The sequence below is a fragment of the Terrabacter carboxydivorans genome (assembly GCF_039532035.1).
Classification (GTDB): domain Bacteria; phylum Actinomycetota; class Actinomycetes; order Actinomycetales; family Dermatophilaceae; genus Terrabacter; species Terrabacter carboxydivorans.
Genome location: NZ_BAAARE010000012.1, coordinates 1 through 16,780 on the forward strand (window position 1 = coordinate 1; position 16,780 = coordinate 16,780).

Annotated in this window: 15 protein-coding genes; 5 read left to right on the forward strand and 10 right to left on the reverse strand. The window is 71.2% G+C overall.

Features of this window, described 5'->3' with window-relative positions:
* Positions 1-369: hypothetical protein (locus ABD297_RS14080; protein WP_344255585.1), on the forward strand; the 369-nt coding region annotated here is incomplete at its 5' end.
* An 85-nt stretch (positions 370-454) separates the two neighbouring features.
* On the opposite strand, the gene ABD297_RS14085 is transcribed toward ABD297_RS14080, so the two are convergent.
* The 6 genes from ABD297_RS14085 to ligA all read right to left on the reverse strand — a co-directional run bounded on the left by ABD297_RS14085 (position 455) and on the right by ligA (position 7,766).
* A complete protein-coding gene (locus ABD297_RS14085; RefSeq protein ID WP_344255586.1) occupies positions 455-1,474 on the reverse strand; it encodes a branched-chain amino acid ABC transporter permease in 1,020 nt (339 codons plus the stop codon).
* The gene (locus tag ABD297_RS14090; protein WP_344255587.1) at positions 1,471-2,340 is read right to left on the reverse strand and encodes a branched-chain amino acid ABC transporter permease; all 870 of its coding nucleotides are present in this window, start codon (positions 2,338-2,340) and stop codon (positions 1,471-1,473) included. Before ABD297_RS14090 ends, ABD297_RS14085 begins: the two co-directional genes overlap by 4 nt.
* A 127-nt stretch (positions 2,341-2,467) precedes the next feature.
* Positions 2,468-3,712: an ABC transporter substrate-binding protein gene (locus ABD297_RS14095; protein WP_344255588.1), complete on the reverse strand. Its 1,245-nt coding sequence runs from the start codon at positions 3,710-3,712 to the stop codon at positions 2,468-2,470.
* Positions 3,713-3,848: 136 nt separating this feature from the next.
* Positions 3,849-4,607 carry an ABC transporter ATP-binding protein gene (locus ABD297_RS14100; protein ID WP_344255589.1) on the reverse strand — a complete coding sequence of 253 codons (759 nt, stop codon included), beginning with the start codon at positions 4,605-4,607 and terminating at the stop codon, positions 3,849-3,851.
* Entirely contained in the window at positions 4,600-5,364 is a 765-nt protein-coding gene (locus tag ABD297_RS14105) for an ABC transporter ATP-binding protein (RefSeq protein ID WP_344255590.1), read from the reverse strand. Before ABD297_RS14105 ends, ABD297_RS14100 begins: the two co-directional genes overlap by 8 nt.
* A gap of 254 nt (positions 5,365-5,618) precedes the next feature.
* Positions 5,619-7,766, reverse strand: a complete 2,148-nt coding sequence (gene ligA, locus ABD297_RS14110; RefSeq protein WP_344255591.1) for an NAD-dependent DNA ligase LigA — start codon at positions 7,764-7,766, stop codon at positions 5,619-5,621.
* A gap of 150 nt (positions 7,767-7,916) precedes the next feature.
* Between ligA and ABD297_RS14115 the strand changes: the two genes are divergently transcribed.
* Positions 7,917-9,428, forward strand: a complete 1,512-nt coding sequence (locus ABD297_RS14115; protein WP_344255592.1) for a long-chain-fatty-acid--CoA ligase — start codon at positions 7,917-7,919, stop codon at positions 9,426-9,428.
* Positions 9,429-9,587: 159 nt separating this feature from the next.
* A complete protein-coding gene (locus ABD297_RS14120; protein ID WP_344255594.1) occupies positions 9,588-10,823 on the forward strand; it encodes a L,D-transpeptidase in 1,236 nt (411 codons plus the stop codon).
* Between the two features lie 73 nt (positions 10,824-10,896).
* On the opposite strand, the gene ABD297_RS14125 is transcribed toward ABD297_RS14120, so the two are convergent.
* Positions 10,897-11,877, reverse strand: coding sequence for a uroporphyrinogen decarboxylase/cobalamine-independent methonine synthase family protein (locus tag ABD297_RS14125; RefSeq protein WP_344255595.1), 981 nt, complete (start codon positions 11,875-11,877; stop codon positions 10,897-10,899).
* A 79-nt stretch (positions 11,878-11,956) separates the two neighbouring features.
* On the opposite strand from ABD297_RS14125, the gene ABD297_RS14130 reads away from it, so the two are divergent.
* The gene (locus tag ABD297_RS14130) at positions 11,957-12,859 is read left to right on the forward strand and encodes a GNAT family N-acetyltransferase (protein ID WP_344255596.1); all 903 of its coding nucleotides are present in this window, start codon (positions 11,957-11,959) and stop codon (positions 12,857-12,859) included.
* Here the strand turns inward: ABD297_RS14130 and mnmA are convergent.
* Positions 12,834-13,964 carry a tRNA 2-thiouridine(34) synthase MnmA gene (mnmA, locus tag ABD297_RS14135; protein WP_344255597.1) on the reverse strand — a complete coding sequence of 377 codons (1,131 nt, stop codon included), beginning with the start codon at positions 13,962-13,964 and terminating at the stop codon, positions 12,834-12,836. The genes ABD297_RS14130 and mnmA overlap by 26 nt on opposite strands.
* Complete coding sequence (locus tag ABD297_RS14140) at positions 13,961-15,151, reverse strand: cysteine desulfurase family protein (RefSeq protein ID WP_344255598.1); 1,191 nt, start codon at positions 15,149-15,151, stop codon at positions 13,961-13,963. Before ABD297_RS14140 ends, mnmA begins: the two co-directional genes overlap by 4 nt.
* Before the next feature lie 104 nt (positions 15,152-15,255).
* Between ABD297_RS14140 and ABD297_RS14145 the strand changes: the two genes are divergently transcribed.
* Complete coding sequence (locus ABD297_RS14145) at positions 15,256-15,729, forward strand: hypothetical protein (protein WP_344255599.1); 474 nt, start codon at positions 15,256-15,258, stop codon at positions 15,727-15,729.
* 87 nt (positions 15,730-15,816) lie between these two features.
* Here ABD297_RS14145 and ABD297_RS14150 read toward each other — a convergent pair whose 3' ends face one another.
* Positions 15,817-16,773, reverse strand: a complete 957-nt coding sequence (locus ABD297_RS14150) for an electron transfer flavoprotein subunit alpha/FixB family protein (protein WP_344255600.1) — start codon at positions 16,771-16,773, stop codon at positions 15,817-15,819.
* Positions 16,774-16,780 lie beyond the last annotated feature (7 nt).

Consider the following 16,780-nt stretch of genomic DNA (forward strand, 5'->3'; position numbering starts at 1 on the left):
CTGGACGTCTATGACGTCGTGTTCACCACGCAGCGACCCCATCAAGGCATCGGCGGGATCCCACCCTCAGCGCGCTACACCGCCAGTACAAAGGCCGCACCGGACCCCGACCAGCTCAAGCCGCGACAGTTCCTGCACACGATCACCCTGCCCCGCAGTGGCTACTTCGAGCTGCCCGGTGCCCGGATCGCGTTCGGGACTGCGTGGGCCGGCGCCAAGATCGACTACCTGATCGACCTCAACCACGCCGTCCTGTTCCACGATGACCAGCTCATCGCACACGTTCGCCTGGACCCCGAAACCCGCATCGACCACACGCCAGGCAATCGGACCTACCACCGAGTCACCAACCCTGACTGTCAGGCATGACCCTTCACCCTTGACAGGAATGTCCCTTCACAGGACACCGGCGCGAACGCTGCGCGAACACCTCGAACCGGAGGCGTAGGGGTGGTCAGTCGCGCGGCTTCTTGCGCCGCTCGAGCACGTAGCGGCGCAGGACGTTGCGCCCCGTGCCCCAGATGCCGTGCCGGAAGAGCAGCACGATGACGACGAAGATCGTGCCGGTGATCAGGCCGATGCCCTCGAAGCCGGAGCTCGCGAGGTAGTCCTCGAGCGTCACGACGATGCCGGCGCCGACGAGACCGCCCCAGAGGGTGCCGATGCCGCCGAGCACCGTGACGAGCACGACCTTGCCCGACGTCGTCCACATCAGCTCCTGCAGCGAGGCGAACTGGTGGCTGACCGCGAACACACCACCGGCGAGGCCGGCGAGACCCGCGGAGATGACGAAGACGGTGATCTTGTAGCGCTCCACGTCGTAGCCGAGCGCGCGGGCCCGGGCCGGGTTGTCGCGCACCGCGGTCAGCACCCGGCCGAAGGGCGAGTTGACGACGCGCCAGGCGAGCAGGATGCCGAGCAGGATCATGACCGCGCCGGCGTAGTAGAAGTAGAACGGGTCGGTCTCGACCGACTCGATGCCGAAGAAGTTGCGCGGGATGCCCTGCAGGCCGTTCTCACCGCCGGTGAGGTCGCGCGCCTGGTTCGCGACGAAGTAGAGCATCTGGGCAAAGGCGAGGGTGACCATCGCGAAGTAGATGCCGGTCCGGCGCACCGACAGGTAGCCGATCGGCCACGCGATGAGCATCGCGAAGAGGGCTCCCCCCAGCACCGCGACGGGGAACGGCACGCCGACCTTGCTGGCGATGAGACCGGTGCAGTACGCCGACCCGCCCCAGAACGCGGCGTGCCCGAAGCTGAGCAGTCCGGTGAACCCGAGCAGCAGGTCGACGCTGATCGCGAAGAGGCCCCAGCAGAGGATGTCCATCGCGACGGGCGGGTAGATCCAGTACGGCAGCATCACGACGACCGCCAGGCCGGCGAGGAGCAGCACGTAGCGCAGCGGGTTGCGCCGCGACAGGATCGAGGGCTGGGCCAGGTCGACGTCGACCTTGGCGATCATCTGCTCGCTCATGCGACCTCCTCCCGTCCGAAGAGCCCCGAGGGCCGGACGAGAACGACGAGCGCCATCAGCACGAAGATGACGATCTGGGCGTAGGTGGGGGCGTAGGCGATGCCGTAGGCCTCGACGAGTCCGACGAGGAAGCCCGCGACCACCGCCCCGAGGATGGAACCGAGGCCGCCGATGACGACGACCGCGAAGAGGATGATGATGAAGTTGCTGCCCATCTCGGCCGTGATGGCGCGGGTGGGGGCGGCGAGGACGCCGGCGAGACCGGCGAGGGCGATGCCGAAGCCGAAGACGGGCGTCACCCACCGGCCGACGTTGATGCCGAGGGCGCGGGTGCGCTCGGGCGCCTCGGTCGAGGCGCGCACGATCATGCCGATGCGGGTCTTCGTCAGGAGCAGTCCGACCGCCACGCAGACGACGACGGAGAAGAGGCACGCGAAGATCGCGTAGGTGCTGAGGTTGACGCTGCCGATGCTCACCTGGCCGCCCAGACCGGCCGGCACCTCGTAGGGCAGCCCGGAGACGCCGTAGCGCTGCTTGACCGCCTCGACGAGGACCAGGGTCAGGCCGAAGGTGAGCAGGAAGTTGTAGAGCGGGTCGAGCGCGAGGAGCCAGCGCACGAGCAGCCGCTCCATGAGGACGCCGAACGCGAACATGAGGATCGGCACGACGACGAGCGCGACCCAGAAGCCGACGTGCAGCTCACCGAGCAGCACCGCGGAGATGACGGCGCCGAGCATGTAGCAGGCGCCGTGGGAGAAGTTGACGACCCCGAGGACGCCGAAGATGACGGCGAGGCCCAGCGCCGACAGCGCGTAGAAGCCGCCGGCGGCGAGCCCCTGGAGGGTGTACTGGATGAATTCGCTCATGTCTCTCGCTCGGTTCGCGGTCGATCGGGGAAACCCGGGTGCAGCCGGCGCTCTGCGCCGGAATGCCGTCCGGCGGCGTCCTCGTGGGAGGCCACCGGACGGCATACGTGCCCGTCGGGAGGCCGGCTCAGCTCATCGAGCAGGCGGGGTTCGGCTCGCCGTAGGCCTCGGCGGCCGGGATCGTCTTGACGATGTCCTCGTAGTCCCAGTCCTCGGGCGCCGAGCTCTTGACCTTGGCGAGGTAGACGTCGTGGACGACGGCGTGGTCGGCCTTGCGGACCTCGCCGTTGCGCAGGAAGAGGTCGTCGATCTTCTTGCCCTCGAGCTGGGCCACGACGGCGTCCGCGTTGTCGGTGCCGGCGGCCTGGACGGCCTCGAGGTAGTTCATCGCGGCCGAGTAGTTGGCGGCGTGCGCGAAGGACGGGCGGGTGTTCGTCTTGGCCTTGAACCGGTCGGCCCACGCCTTGTTCTTGGCATCGAAGTTCCAGTACCACGGGTCAGTGAACTGGGTGCCGGCGAACTGGTCGACCCCGAGGGAGTGGATGTCGGTGATGAACATGAGCCCCACGGCGAGGGTCACCTTGCCCCGCAGCGGGCTCTGGTTGAACTGCTTGACGAAGTTGATGAGGTCGCCGCCGGCGTGCATCGAGCCGATGACCTTGGGGTTGCCCTCACCGGCCTTGGTGAGGAAGGTGGCGAAGTTATCGCTGGGGAACGGCGAGGCGATCGACTGGCCCACCGTGCCACCGTCCGCGGTGATCACCTTGGTGAAGGACTTGTTCATGTCCTGTCCGAAGGCGTAGTCGGGGCAGACGATGTTCCAGCTCGTTCCGCCGGCCTTGGTGATCGCCCCTGCGGTGCCCCGGGCCAGCACGCCGGTGTTGTACGCCCAGTGGAAGGTGTACTTGTTGCAGCTGGCACCCGTCAGGGCGGTGGAGCCGGCCCCGATGTTGATGTAGAGCTTCTTGTGGTTCTTGGCCTGCGTGGCGACGGCGAGTGCGGCCGCCGAGTTGGGCACGTCGAGGATGACGTCGGCCTTCTGCCGGTCGTACATCTCCTGCGCCTTGGAGTTGGCGATGTCGGCCTTGTTCTGGTGGTCGGCCTGCACGATCTCGATGTCCTTGGCGACGGCCTTGTCGCCGTACTTCGCCTTGTAGTCGTCGATGGCCATCTGGATGGCGACACCGGAGTTGGGGCCCGAGAGGTCCTTGTAGACGCCGGACTGGTCGTTGAGCAGCCCGATGACGACCTTGTCGTCGGTGAGCTTGCTCGAGCCGCTCGACTGCGGGCCGCCGGCCCCTCCGCACGCGGCGAGCGCGAGCGACGCGGTCGCCGTGATGGCGACGGCGCCTAGGACTGTCCTGCTACGCATGTCTGCTCCTGGTGTGTGACGAGATGTGACGGGGTGTGACGGTGTGACGGGTGCGCCGAGGGCGCGGTGGGTCTGGCCGTTCGTCCCGGAGGGGCGCACGGGCTGACCGGACGGAGGCGGTGGAGGGCTCGGGCGGTTACATGCCGAGGTAGGTGAGCAGCTCGCCCTCACGGGCGCGGAAGTCGTCGTTGCCGAGGTGCTCGACGACCTTCCCCTGGGCGAGCAGGTAGTGGCGGTCGGCCACCGTGGAGGCGAACTTGACGTTCTGCTCGACGAGCAGGACGGCCACGCCGTGGCCCTTGATCTCGCGGATGATCTCGCCGATGCGCTGGACGATGACCGGGGCCAGCCCCTCGCTGGGCTCGTCGAGCAGGAGCAGGCGTGAGCCCATCCGCAGCACGCGGGCCATGGCGAGCATCTGCTGCTCGCCGCCCGAGAGCTTGGTGCCCGGGAAGTCCCGTCGCTCGTGCAGCACCGGGAAGAACTCGTAGACCTTCTCGAGCGACCACGCGTCGGCGTGCACGACCGGCGGCAGCAGGAGGTTCTCGGCGACGGTGAGGCTGGAGTAGATGCCCCGGTCGTCGGGCACCCAGCCGATGCCGGCGCGGGCCCGGGCATCGGGTGAGCGCCTGGCGAGGTCGGCGCCGTCGAAGGTCAGGGTGCCCTCGGTCTGGCGGTGCAGGCCCATGACCGAGCGCAGCAGCGTCGTCTTGCCGGCGCCGTTGCGCCCGACGAGCGTGACGACCTTACCGGGGGCGACGTCGATGCTGACGTCCGTCAGGACGCGGGCCTCGCCGTACCACGCCGAGAGCCCGGCGACCTCGAGCATGCGTGAGCGGGTCTGTGCCGCAACGGAGCCCGAGGTCACGCTCGCGGTGCTGGTCTGTTCACTCATGGGCTGCTCCGAGGTATGCCGTGATGACCCGATCGTCGGCCCGCACCTGGTCGTAGGGGCCCTCCGCCAGCACCTGACCGGACTGGAGCACCGTGACCGTGTCGGCGAGCGAGCCGACGACGTGCATGTTGTGGTCGACGAAGACGACCGTGCGCCCTGCTGCGAGCTGCTTGACGAGCGCGATGGTCCGGTCGACGTCCTCGATGCCCATGCCGGCGGTCGGCTCGTCGAGGAGCAGCAGCTTGGGGTCGAGCGCCATGGCGATGGCGAGCTCGAGCGCCCGCTTCTGGCCGTAGGCGAGCGAGGAGGCCGGCGCCCCGGCCCTGTCGGCGAGGCCGACGTCCTCGAGCAGCTCCATCGCACGGTCCTTGAACCGCGCCATGCGGGTGACCGAGCGCCACCACTGCCGCCCCATCCCGGTGGGGCTGGCGAGCGCGAGCTCGAGGTGCTCGCGCAGGGTCATCGCCTCGAAGAGGCTCGTGATCTGGAAGGAGCGCGCGATGCCGAGCGGGGCGATCTGCTCGGGCGCGCGCCCCGTGATGTCCTGGCCGTCGAAGACGACGGTGCCGGACGTCGGCGAGAGGAAGCCCGTGAGCAGGTTGAAGAGCGTGGTCTTGCCCGCTCCGTTGGGTCCGACGAGGGCGTGGACCGTGCCGCGGGCGACCGTCAGGTCGACCTCCGAGACGGCGCGGAAACCGCGGAACTCCTTGGTCAGGGCCTTGGTCTCGAGCAACGGGGTACCCGTCAAGACCTGCACCTCCTCGTGCGTCGCGCTCCGTGAGCGGGGGTGGGCCGTGGCCACCCGGCGGAGCGGGCGCCTCGGCTCCGGCAATGGCTGGAACTGCGGGGAAACTTCGGCAAAGCCTAGGAGGGCGGCACGGCGAAAGGACGGTGGGGACTCACACACCTGAGTGGGTTCTGTGGGGCCTGCACACATGAGAGCGCGCACCCACCGTCGCGGACGCCCGGTCCGTGGACGCGACCCGTCCGCACCGCCGACGAACGGGAGGGTCAGTCGGGCGAGCCGGTCTCGAGCAGCCGTCGGAAGCCGGCCTCGTCGAGGATCGTCAGGCCCAGCTCCTCGGCCTTGGCGGCCTTGGAGCCCGCGTTGGCCCCGATGACGACGTAGTCGGTCTTCTTCGACACCGAGCCCGACGCCTTGCCGCCCCGGCTGATGATGGCCTCCTTGGTCTCGTCGCGGGAGAAGCCGTCGAGCGACCCCGTGACGACGACCGTCTTGCCCTCGAGGGTGCGCTCCACCGACTCGTCGACCTCGTCGGCCATCCGGACGCCGGCGTCGGCCCACCGACGGACGATCTGCTGGTGCCAGTCGACCGCGAACCACGCGGTGACCGCCTCGGCGATGACGCCTCCGACGCCCTCGGCCTGGGCGAGCTCCTCGGTGGACGCGGCGCGGATGGCGTCCATCGAGCCGAAGTGCGTGGCGAGCGCCCGGGCCGCGGTGGGTCCGACGTGCCGGATCGACAGCGCCACCACGACGCGCCACAGGGGCTGGCTCTTGGCCTTCTCGAGCTCGGCGAGCAGCGTGTCGCCGCCGGCCGACAGGACCCGGCCGTCGACGACGCGGTCGGCCGGGTCGGTCTTCTTCGCGGCCCTCGTGTAGAGCGGGACCCGTGCCAGGTTCTCCCGGGTGATGCCGTACTCCCCCGCGTGCGGGCTGTCCTCGGGAGGCGCGAAGAGGTCGCCCTCGTCGGTGATGACCCCGGACTCGAGCAGGGCGATGGAGCCCTCCCAGCCGAGGGCCTCGATGTCGAGGGCGCCGCGCGAGGCCAGGGCGAAGACGCGCTCGCGCAGCTGGCTCGGGCACGAGCGGCTGTTGGGGCAGCGGATGTCCTTGTCGCCCTCCTTCTCCGGGGCGAGCGTGGTGCCGCACGCGGGGCACTCGGTCGGCATGACGAAGGCACGCTCGGTGCCGTCGCGCAGGTCGACGACGGGCCCGACGATCTCGGGGATGACGTCGCCCGCCTTGCGCAGCACGACGGTGTCGCCGATGAGCACGCCCTTGCGCTCCACCTCGTACGCGTTGTGCAGCGTGGCCTGCTCGACCGTCGAGCCCGCGACGACGACCGGCTCCATGACGCCGTAGGGCGTGACGCGTCCGGTGCGGCCGACGTTGACGCGGATGTCGAGGAGCCTGGTGTTGACCTCCTCGGGCGGGTACTTGAACGCGATCGCCCACCGCGGCGCGCGGGACGTCGCCCCGAGCTGGCGCTGCAGCGGCACCTCGTCGACCTTGACGACGATGCCGTCGATCTCGTGGGCACGGTCGTGCCGGTGCTCCCCGTGGTAGGTCACGAACTCCTGGACGGCGGCGATGTCGGGAAGCACGCGCACCTCGTCGGAGGTGGGCAGTCCCCAGGCGCGCAGGGCGGCATACGCCTCGCTCTGGGTCTCGATGTCGAAGCCGCGGCGGGCGCCGATGCCGTGGACGAGCATGCGCAGTGGCCGGCTCGCCGTGACCTTGGGGTCCTTCTGGCGCAGCGAGCCGGCGGCGGCGTTGCGCGGGTTGGCGAAGGGCGCCTTGCCGGCCTCGACGAGGCTCGCGTTGAGGTCGGCGAAGGCCGCGGTCGGGAAGAAGACCTCGCCGCGGACCTCGACGAGGGCGGGGACGTCGTCGCCCGACAGCCGCTCGGGGACGCCCTCGATGGTGCGCACGTTGTTGGTGACGTCCTCGCCGGTGCGACCGTCCCCTCGGGTCAGCGCCCGCACGAGGCGGCCCTTCTCGTAGAGCAGGTTGATGGCGAGGCCGTCGATCTTGAGCTCGGTGAGGTAGTGGGCACCCGCCCCGACCTCCCGCTCGACCCGCTCGGCCCAGGTCTGCAGCTCCTCGAAGGAGAACGCGTTGTCGAGGCTGAGCATGCGCTCGACGTGGTCGACGGTCTCGAAGCCGGTCGCGAACGAGGCGCCGCCGACGTTCTGGGTCGGGCTCTCGGGCGTGCGGAGCGACGGGTACTGCTCCTCGAGCGCGTTGAGGCGGCGGATGAGCTGGTCGTACTCGCCGTCGCTGATCGTCGGCGCGTCCTTGACGTGGTAGGCGAACTGGGCCGTCGCGGCCTGCTCGGCGAGCTCCGCCCACTCCTGGTGGCTCTCGGTCGGGACCTCGTCGGTGACAGGCGTGGGGCCGGTGCTCTCGCTCACGCCCTCATCCTGCCAGCCGGCTCCGACGGTGCCCGGACCCGTCGATGACACTCCTCACACGCCGGCGACACCACCTGCTCTGTTCACCGGGCGACCCAGCGGTAACAATGGGCCCGAGTCCGAGCGTCGCCCCCCTGCGAAGGAGCAGAGATGACCAACCTCGCCGCCAACCTCGCCGCCACCGCGGCCCGCGTCCCCGACAAGGTCGGCATCAAGCTCGACCAGGTGGAGCTGACGTGGTCGGCCCTGCACCGGGCGGCGGCAGCGGTGGCCGGCCAGCTGCGCGCGGCGGGTCTCGAGCCCGGCGACCGGGTCTCGCTCATCCTGCCCAACGTGCCGGCCTACCCGGTCGCCTTCTACGGCGCCCTGCTCGCCGGGGGCGTCGTGGTCCCGATGAACCCGCTGCTCAAGGCGGGCGAGATCCAGTACTTCTACGAGGACAGCGGTGCCCGCTTCAGCTTCGTGTGGCCCGACTTCGCCGACGAGGCCGCCAAGGCCGCGGCCGAGACGGGCACGCGCCTCGTGGTCTGCGGCCCGATGGGTCCGGCCGACGGCCAGTTCGACGCGTCGGAGTACGCGGGCGAGCCGGTGCTCGAGCCGGTCGAGCGTGCCGACGACGACACGGCCGTCATCCTCTACACGAGCGGGACCACGGGCAAGCCCAAGGGCGCCGAGCTGACCCACTTCAACCTGCACCGCAACGCAGAGGTCACCTCGAGCGACATCATGCAGATCACGCAGGACGACGTGATCATGGGCTGCCTGCCCCTCTTCCACGTCTTCGGCCTCACCTGCGGCCTCAACACCTCGGTGCAGCAGGGGTGCACGTTGACGCTCATCCCCCGCTTCGACCCGGCCAAGGCCATCGAGGTGCTGGGGCGCGACCACGTGACCATCTTCCAGGGCGTGCCGACGATGTATGCCGCGATCCTCAACCACCCGGACGCCGACCACGCCGACACGAGCAGCCTGCGCACGTGCGCGTCCGGGGGGTCGGCCATGCCGGAAGCCGTCATGAAGGCCTTCGAGGAGAAGTTCCACTGCCAGATCCTCGAGGGCTACGGCCTGTCGGAGACCTCTCCCGTCGCGTCCTTCAACATGCCCGACAAGCCGACCAAGCCGGGCACGATCGGCCGGGCCATCCCCGGCTGCGAGATGAAGCTCGTCGACATCGAGGGCAACGACACGCCCGCGGGCGGCATCGGCGAGATCGCGATCCGCGGCGAGAACATCATGAAGGGCTACTGGAACCGGCCGGAGGCCACCAACGAGGCCATCCCGGACGGCTGGTTCCGCTCCGGTGACCTCGCGACCGTCGACGACGACGGCTACTACACGATCGTCGACCGCAAGAAGGACATGATCATCCGCGGTGGGATGAACGTCTACCCGCGCGAGGTCGAGGAGGTGCTCTACACCCACCCCGACGTCCTCGAGGCCGCGGTCGTGGGCGTGCCGGACGAGCTCATGGGCGAGGAGGTCGGGGCAGCCGTCGTGCTCCGGCCCGGCTCGACCGCGACGCTCGAGGACGTCCAGACCTACGTCAAGGAGCGCCTCGCCGCCTACAAGTACCCCCGCCGCATCTGGACCCTCGGTGAGCTGCCCAAGGGCCCCACGGGCAAGATCCTGCGCCGTGAGGTGCGGCCGGTGGAGGCCCCCTGACGGACCGGTCCCGCATCGCGACACGCGAGCGTTTGGACTCGCCGTTGGTTTTGGAGTATTGGCATGCATCGGTGACACTGGTGCAGGGTCACTATCGACGTGCCGCACCCCGTCCCGACCCGGGGCGCCCGGCGTCACGTCTGCGAAGGGTATTCACGCGTGAAGTCGAGCATCCGTTCCGCCGTAGTCTCCGGGATGGCCGTCGTGGCCATGCTGGGCGTCACGGCCTGCAACGCGACCGCAACGGCTGAGAACGGCAAGCCTGCGAGCTCCTCGGCTGCCTCCGACGGCACCGGCTCGGCCTCGCCGTCCCCCACGCCGACCACCGACCCCGTCGTCTTCACGACGACACCGGCAGCGGGCGCGGAGGACGTCGCCGTCAGCACCCGGGTCACCGCCTCGGCGCAGAAGGGCACCCTGACCAAGGCGTCGCTGTCCTACCTCAGCAAGAAGGGCAACCGCATCCCCGTCGACGGCACGCTCCAGGGCGGCACGTGGACGGCGGGCGACCTGCTCGAGCCGGGCGTCAAGTACACCCTCGCCATGCAGGCCAAGGACACCGACGGCAAGGTCGTCGACACGACGAAGACGTTCAGCACGGCCAACCTCACCCTCGACGACCAGATCGACGTGGCGGTCTCGCCGCGCGACGGCGGCACGGTCGGCATCGGCCTGCCGGTCGTCGTGCGCTTCGACCTTCCCGTCGTGGACAAGGCGAGCTTCGAGAGGAACATGACCGTCACCGCGACGCCGGCGCAGTCGGGCTCCTGGTACTGGCTCAGCTCGCGCGAGGTGCACTGGCGCCCCAAGACGTACTGGAAGGCCGGCTCCAAGGTGCACGTCGAGGCCAAGCTCAACGGCGTGCCCGCCGGCGGCGGACGCTTCGGCCAGAAGACGCAGGTCTCCGACTTCACCATCGGCCGGTCGGTCATCGCGAAGGTCAACCTCAAGACCGACCAGATGGACGTCATGATCGACGGCAAGCTGGCCAAGCGCATCCCCGTCACTGGCGGCCGCCCGGGGTTCATCACGCGCTCGGGCACCAAGGTCATCATGGACAAGCAGATGAACATCACCATGAAGGCCGAGACGATCGGGCTGAAGAAGAACGACCCGAACTACTACGCCGACACCAAGGTCAAGTACGCCATGCGTGTCACCAACTCCGGTGAGTTCCTGCACTCGGCGCCGTGGTCGGTGGCCGACCAGGGCCACCGCAACGTCAGCCACGGCTGCACGGGCATGAGCGAGCCCAACGCCGGATGGCTCTACGACAACGTCATCATCGGCGACGTCGTCGAGACCACGGGCACCGACCGTCCGATGACCATGGGCAACGGCTACTCCGACTGGAACCTCAGCTGGGCCCAGTGGACGGCGGGCTCTGCGCTCTGACCCTCCCCCCACGCCTCGCGAGGCCGGTCCCCCTCGGGGTGACCGGCCTCTCGCGTCCGGCGGGTGGCCCGCGCTAGTCGGCGCTGCGCTCCTCGAGCTCGCGAGCGGTCTCGACCGCGGCCCGCTGCACGGAACGGGCCACCTCGGGCGAGGCCCCGGACAGTCCGCAGGCCGGCGTCACGACGACGTCGGCGAGCGACCGGAGCGGCAGGCCGGTGCGGGTCCACGCCGCGACGAGGTCGGCCGAGAGGTCCTGGGGGCGCGTGCGCCCGCCGTCGGTGGGCACCAGCCCGGCATGCAGGCGTATGCCGTCCTCGACCGCGACGGCGACACCTTCCCACTCGCGCGGGCGCAGCAGCGAGGTGTCGAGCGAGAGCGCGCCCACCCCGGTGGCGCGCAGCAGCGCGAGGGGCGGCCACGCGGCGCAGCAGTGCACGACGGTGGCCCCGTCGTGTGCGGCGAGCACGGTGCCGAGACCGGCGGCGGCGACCTGCGGGTCGAGGCTCGGCAGCCGCCCGAAACCGGACGAGGTGGGCAGCCGCCCGGCCAGGACGGTCGGCAGGCTGGGCTCGTCGACCTGCAGGACGATCTCGGCCCCGGGCACGAGTCTGCGCACGGCCGCGACGTGGAGGCGCACCCCCTCGGCGAGGGACTCGACGAGGTCGCGGCAGGCGCCGTCGTCGACGATGACGCGCTCGCCGCGCGAGAGCCACACGTTGGCGGCCAGCGTCCACGGCCCGACGACCTGCACCTTGAGGGGTCCGGTGTGCCCGTCGAAGGCCTCGGCGAGCTCGTCGAGGTCCTCGCGGAGCAGCGCCCCCGTGCGTGAGGCGTCACGGCCGGGCCGGTCGACGAGCCTCCAGCCGATCGGCTGGAGGTCGACGGGCAGCTCGACGAGCAGCCCCGCGGTCCGGCCGACCATGTCGGCACCCGGCCCACGCGCCGGCAGCTCGGGCAGGTAGGGCAGCTGCCCGTCGAGCAGCTCGCGCACCTGCGCGAGCGCGTCGCGCACGGAGGTGCCGGGCCAGGAGCCGATGCCGGTAGCGAGAGTCACCGCGCCAGCCTAGGTCGTGCCCCGACCGACCCCGCACCCCCGCACCACCCCCGGGGCGCCGGGCGCTAGCGTGACGACGGTGCCACCCGCTGACCTCAGACGCCGCGACTTCGGCGGCCCCGACGACCTGCGCGCGATGCAGGACCTCGCCTCGCGGCTGTGGTCGCCCTCGTGCCGCTTCCACCCCGGCCAGCTGGCGTGGAACCACTGCTCCCGACCCGTCGACCCGGACACCCTCGACGAGGGCGAGGCGGTGGCGCTCTGGACCGATGGCACCGAGGTGGTGGGCTTCGGGTGGGCCGAGGCACCGGACTGGCTCGAGCTCCAGGTCGACCCGAGCCGACCCGACGTCGTCGCGGAGGTGCTCGACTGGTTCGAGGAGGTGAGCGACGCAGAGGCGCAGTCGGTCCTCGTCATGGAGGGCGACATAGCTGAGCAGGCCCTGGCCGCAGCAGGATTCGCTCCCGAACCCGACGAGCCCTTCTTCACCCACAACTCGCTCGACCTCGTCGACCTGCCCCCGGTCCCGGCCATCCCCGGCTACCGCTTCCGCCACGTCGAGCAGCACGAGGCCCGCGAGCGGGCCGCCGTGCACGCGGCCTCGTGGTCCGACGTCGGGCCGTCGAGGGTCGACGAACGGGCCTACCGGCAGGTCATGGACGCCTGGCCCTACCGTCCCGACCTCGACTGGGTGGCTGTCGACGGCGACGGCGAGATGGTCGCCTCGGCCCTCGTCTGGCTGGACGAGGCCCGCGGCGCCGGGCTCGTCGAACCGGTCGGCTGCGTCCCGGCCCACCGCGGCCGCGGCCTGGCCGGAGCCGTGACCCTCGCGGCGCTGCACCGGCTCGCAGAGGTGGGCGGCGCCGTGGCCCAGGTCAGTCCGCGCGGTGACGACGGCTATCCCGGCCCCCAGCGGCTCTACCGCTCGATGGGGTTCCGTCCACGGGCCCGCACGGTCACGTGGAGCCGGTCCCTGAGCTGACCATGCCGGACCCGCGCTCGAGGCGGGACCCGGAGATCGTCGCCGAACCCACGACGCGTGTGCCGTCGTAGAGCACGACCGACTGTCCCGGCGCGACACCGCGCACGCGGCTCCGGAGGCGCACCTCCACACGGTCCCCCTCGGCCCACGCGGTCGCGGCATGCTCCTCGCCGTGGGCCCGCACCTGGGCGCCCACGTGGACGACCCCCTCGGGCGGCGGCCCGCACCAGCGGGCGTGGTCGCCCGTGATGGCGTCGACGCCGAGGAGGTCGGCGGCCCCGACGACGACCTGGTTGGTCTCGGGTCGCACCTCGACGACGTAGCGGGGCTCGCCGTCGGCGCCGGGCCTGGAGAGGCCGAGCCCCCGGCGCTGGCCGACGGTGTAGGCGAAGGCCCCCTCGTGGTGACCCACGACCTCGCCGCCGGTGTCGACGATGTCTCCCGGCGCCGCACCGAGCTCACGCGTCAGCCACCCCCGGGTGTCCCCGTCGGGGATGAAGCAGATGTCGTGGCTGTCGGGCTTCTTGGCGATGAAGAAGCCGCGCTCGGCGGCCTCCTCGCGGATCTGCGGCTTCGTCGTGTCACCGAGCGGGAAGAAGCAGCGTGCCAGCTGGTCCGCGTCGAGGACGCCGAGGACGTAGCTCTGGTCCTTGGCGCTGTCGACCGCCCGGTGCAGCTCGCGCCGCACTCCCCCGTGCCCGTCGTCGGCCTCGACCACCTGGGCGTAGTGCCCGGTGGCGACGGCGTCGAAGCCGAGCGCGAGCGCCTTGTCGAGCAGCGCCGCGAACTTGATCTTCTCGTTGCAGCGCAGGCACGGGTTGGGGGTGCGTCCGGCGGCGTACTCGGCCCGGAAGTCGTCGACGACGTCGCGCTTGAAGCGCGCGGCCATGTCCCAGACGTAGAAGGGGATGCCGAGCACGTCGGCCACGCGGCGTGCGTCGCCGGCGTCCTCGATGGTGCAGCAGCCGCGGGCCGACTCGCGCAGGGTCGCGGCGCTCTGGCTCAGGGCCAGGTGGACGCCGACGACCTCGTGGCCGGCGTCGAGCATGCGGGCGGCGGCGACCGCCGAGTCGACGCCCCCGCTCATCGCGGCCACGACCCTCACGACGCGGTCGCCTCCCGGGCGCGCCGGGCGCGCTCGATGGCGGCCGGAAGTGCGCCGATGAAGGTGTCGACGTCGGCAGCCGTCGAGGTGTGCCCCAGGGTGAGGCGCAGCGCGCCGCGGGCATCGCTCTCGGCCACGCCCATGGCGAGCAGGACGTGGCTCGGCTGCGGCACGCCGGCCTGGCACGCCGAGCCGGTCGAGCACGAGACGCCGGCGGCGTCGAGCAGGTAGAGCAGGGAGTCGCCGTCACAGCCCGGCACGAGCAGGTGCACGTTGCCCGGGAGGCGGCTCGCACCGTCGCCGCGGTGCCACACGCCCGAGGGCCGGATGTCGGGCGAGATCGCCATGGCACGGTCGATGAGGTCGTCGCGCAGGGCCACGAGACGCGCGGACTCGGCCTCCATCGACGCGGTGGCCTCGACGATCGCTGCGGCGAAGCCGACGATGGCCGGGGTGTCGAGGGTGCCCGACCGGACTTGCCGCTCCTGGCCGCCCCCGTGGGTCAGGGGGACGAGCGCAGCGCCCCGTCGCACGACGAGCGCGCCGACGCCGATGGGTCCGCCGAGCTTGTGCGCCGTCACCGACATGAGGTCGGCGCCGCTGTCGGCGAAGTCGACGGGCAGGTGCCCGGCGGCCTGCACGGCGTCGGTGTGCAGCGGGATCTCGAACTCGTGGGCGACCTCGGCGAGGGCGCGGACGTCCTGCACGGCGCCGACCTCGTTGTTGGCCCACATGACCGAGACGAGCGCGACGGAGCCCGGGTCGGACTCGATGGCCGCGCGCAGCGTCGAGGGCTCGATGACGCCCTCCGGCGTGCACTCGAGCCAGGTGACCTTGGCGCCCTCGTGCGCGACGAGGAAGTCGACGCAGTCGAGCACGGCGTGGTGCTCCGTGGCACCGACAAGCAGTCGCACGCGCGCGGGGTCGCTGTCGCGGCGGGCCCAGTAGGTGCCCTTGACGGCGAGGTTGTCGGACTCCGTACCACCCGAGGTGAAGACGACCTCGGAGGGCCTCGCTCCGAGGCATCGCGCGATCTTCTCGCGCGACTCCTCGACGGCGCGACGGGCGGCCCGCCCGGTGCGGTGCAGCGAAGAGGGGTTGCCCACGACCGCGAGCTGCTCCGTCATCGCCGCGAGCGCGGCGGGGAGCATCGGCGTCGTCGCCGCGTGGTCGAGATAGGCAGTCACAGGGCGATTCTAGGACGCCGGGCGACCCCGCCCCGACCGCCGCCGGCGAGGTGGGCCGGCCGACCCACTCCCCTCGGCGCGCCTGCGTGCCTATGATCGGCCCCATGCGTGGCAGGCACGAGAGCACCGGCGGCAGCCGGCTGTCTGCGCCCGCCACGCACCGTGCCGTGGCTGCGCTGACGTGCCCGGTCGCCGGCTACTTCGTCGCGCGCCTGCTCGTGCGTCTCGTGCCGTCGTTGCCGACGGCGTGGACGTATGCCGTGTGCCTGGCCGTCGCGCTCACCCTCGGCTGGCGGGCGTGGTCGGCCAGGATCGACCTGGGGACCCGGAGCCTCCGGGTGCACAACACCCTCGCCACGACGACGGTCGACCGTCGCGACGTGAGGCGGGTGTCCGCCTCCGGCCGCCTCGAGTGGCGCCGCGGTGGTGGTCGTCCGGTGCGGCTGCCCTCGGAGGCGCTGCGCGGGGCGTGGTGGACCCTCGGGACGGGCCGGACGGCATACGCCCTCAACCGCGAGCGCCTCGAGAGCTGGGCCCGTCTGACGGCCCGTCTCGACCTCGACAAGGAAGCGGCCTGACCACGGCTCCTGCGCCCTCGCTGCGGAGACGCCGAGAGGCCACGAACCGGTCCCGGTTCATGGCCTCTCGACGGTGGCGCGGCTCGATCAGTCCTTGGCGGCCTTGATCGCGTCGGTCGCCTGCGGGAGCACCGTGAAGAGGTCCCCGACGACACCGAAGTCGACGAGCTCGAAGATCGGGGCCTCGTTGTCCTTGTTGACGGCCACGATCGTCTTGGAGGTCTGCATGCCGGCGCGGTGCTGGATGGCACCGGAGATGCCGCACGCGACGTAGAGCTGCGGGCTGACCTGCTTGCCCGTCTGGCCGACCTGCGAGGTGTGGGGGTACCACCCGGCGTCGACGGCGGCACGGCTCGCACCGACGGCTGCACCGAGCGAGTCGGCGAAGTCCTCGACCTTGGAGAAGTCGCCCGCGGTGCCACGGCCGCCGGAGACCACGATGGCGGCCTCGGTGAGCTCGGGGCGTCCGGTGGCCTGCTTCGGCTTGGACTCGGTGACCTTCGCGCCCTTGGCGGCGTCGGACGGGGTGAAGTCGAGCACCTCGTCGGCGGCCGCGCCGGCGGCCTCCTCGGGGGTGGCCGAGTTGGGCTTGACGGCGACGATGGGCGTGCCCTTCGTGACCGTGGCCGACACGGTGTAGGAGCCGGCGAACACCGACTGCGTCGTGGCGACGCCACCGTCGGCCGCCTGGACGTCGACGGCGTCGGTGATCAGGCCCGACTCGGTCTTGATCGCGAGGCGGGCGGCGATCTCCTTGCCCTCCGGGGAGGACGGCACGAGGACCGCGGCCGGGGACTTGTCGGCGACGAGCTGGGCGAGCAGCTCGGCCTGCGGCACGACGAGGTGCTCGAGCACCTCGGCCGACTCGACGCGGTAGACCTTCTCGGCGCCGAAGCGGGCGAGGGTCTCCTTGGCGGCGTCGAAGCCGGCACCGACGAAGACGGCGGACGGCTCACCGAGACGGCGGGCGATCGTCAGCAGCTCCGAGGTGGTCTTGCGAACCTTGCCGTCGACGTGGTCGACGAGCACGAGTACTTCAGCCATGGTGCGG

Excerpts from the sequence above, each read along its gene's own strand:
- ABD297_RS14085 (WP_344255586.1), bottom strand. The coding sequence starts at position 1,474 with ATGAGCGAGCAGATGATCGCCAAGGTCGACGTCGACCTGGCCCAGCCC.
- ABD297_RS14090 (WP_344255587.1), bottom strand. The coding sequence starts at position 2,340 with ATGAGCGAATTCATCCAGTACACCCTCCAGGGGCTCGCCGCCGGCGGC.
- ABD297_RS14095 (WP_344255588.1), bottom strand. The coding sequence starts at position 3,712 with ATGCGTAGCAGGACAGTCCTAGGCGCCGTCGCCATCACGGCGACCGCG.
- ABD297_RS14100 (WP_344255589.1), bottom strand. The coding sequence starts at position 4,607 with ATGAGTGAACAGACCAGCACCGCGAGCGTGACCTCGGGCTCCGTTGCG.
- ABD297_RS14115 (WP_344255592.1), top strand. The coding sequence starts at position 7,917 with ATGACCAACCTCGCCGCCAACCTCGCCGCCACCGCGGCCCGCGTCCCC.
- ABD297_RS14145 (WP_344255599.1), top strand. The coding sequence starts at position 15,256 with ATGCGTGGCAGGCACGAGAGCACCGGCGGCAGCCGGCTGTCTGCGCCC.
- ABD297_RS14150 (WP_344255600.1), bottom strand. The coding sequence starts at position 16,773 with ATGGCTGAAGTACTCGTGCTCGTCGACCACGTCGACGGCAAGGTTCGC.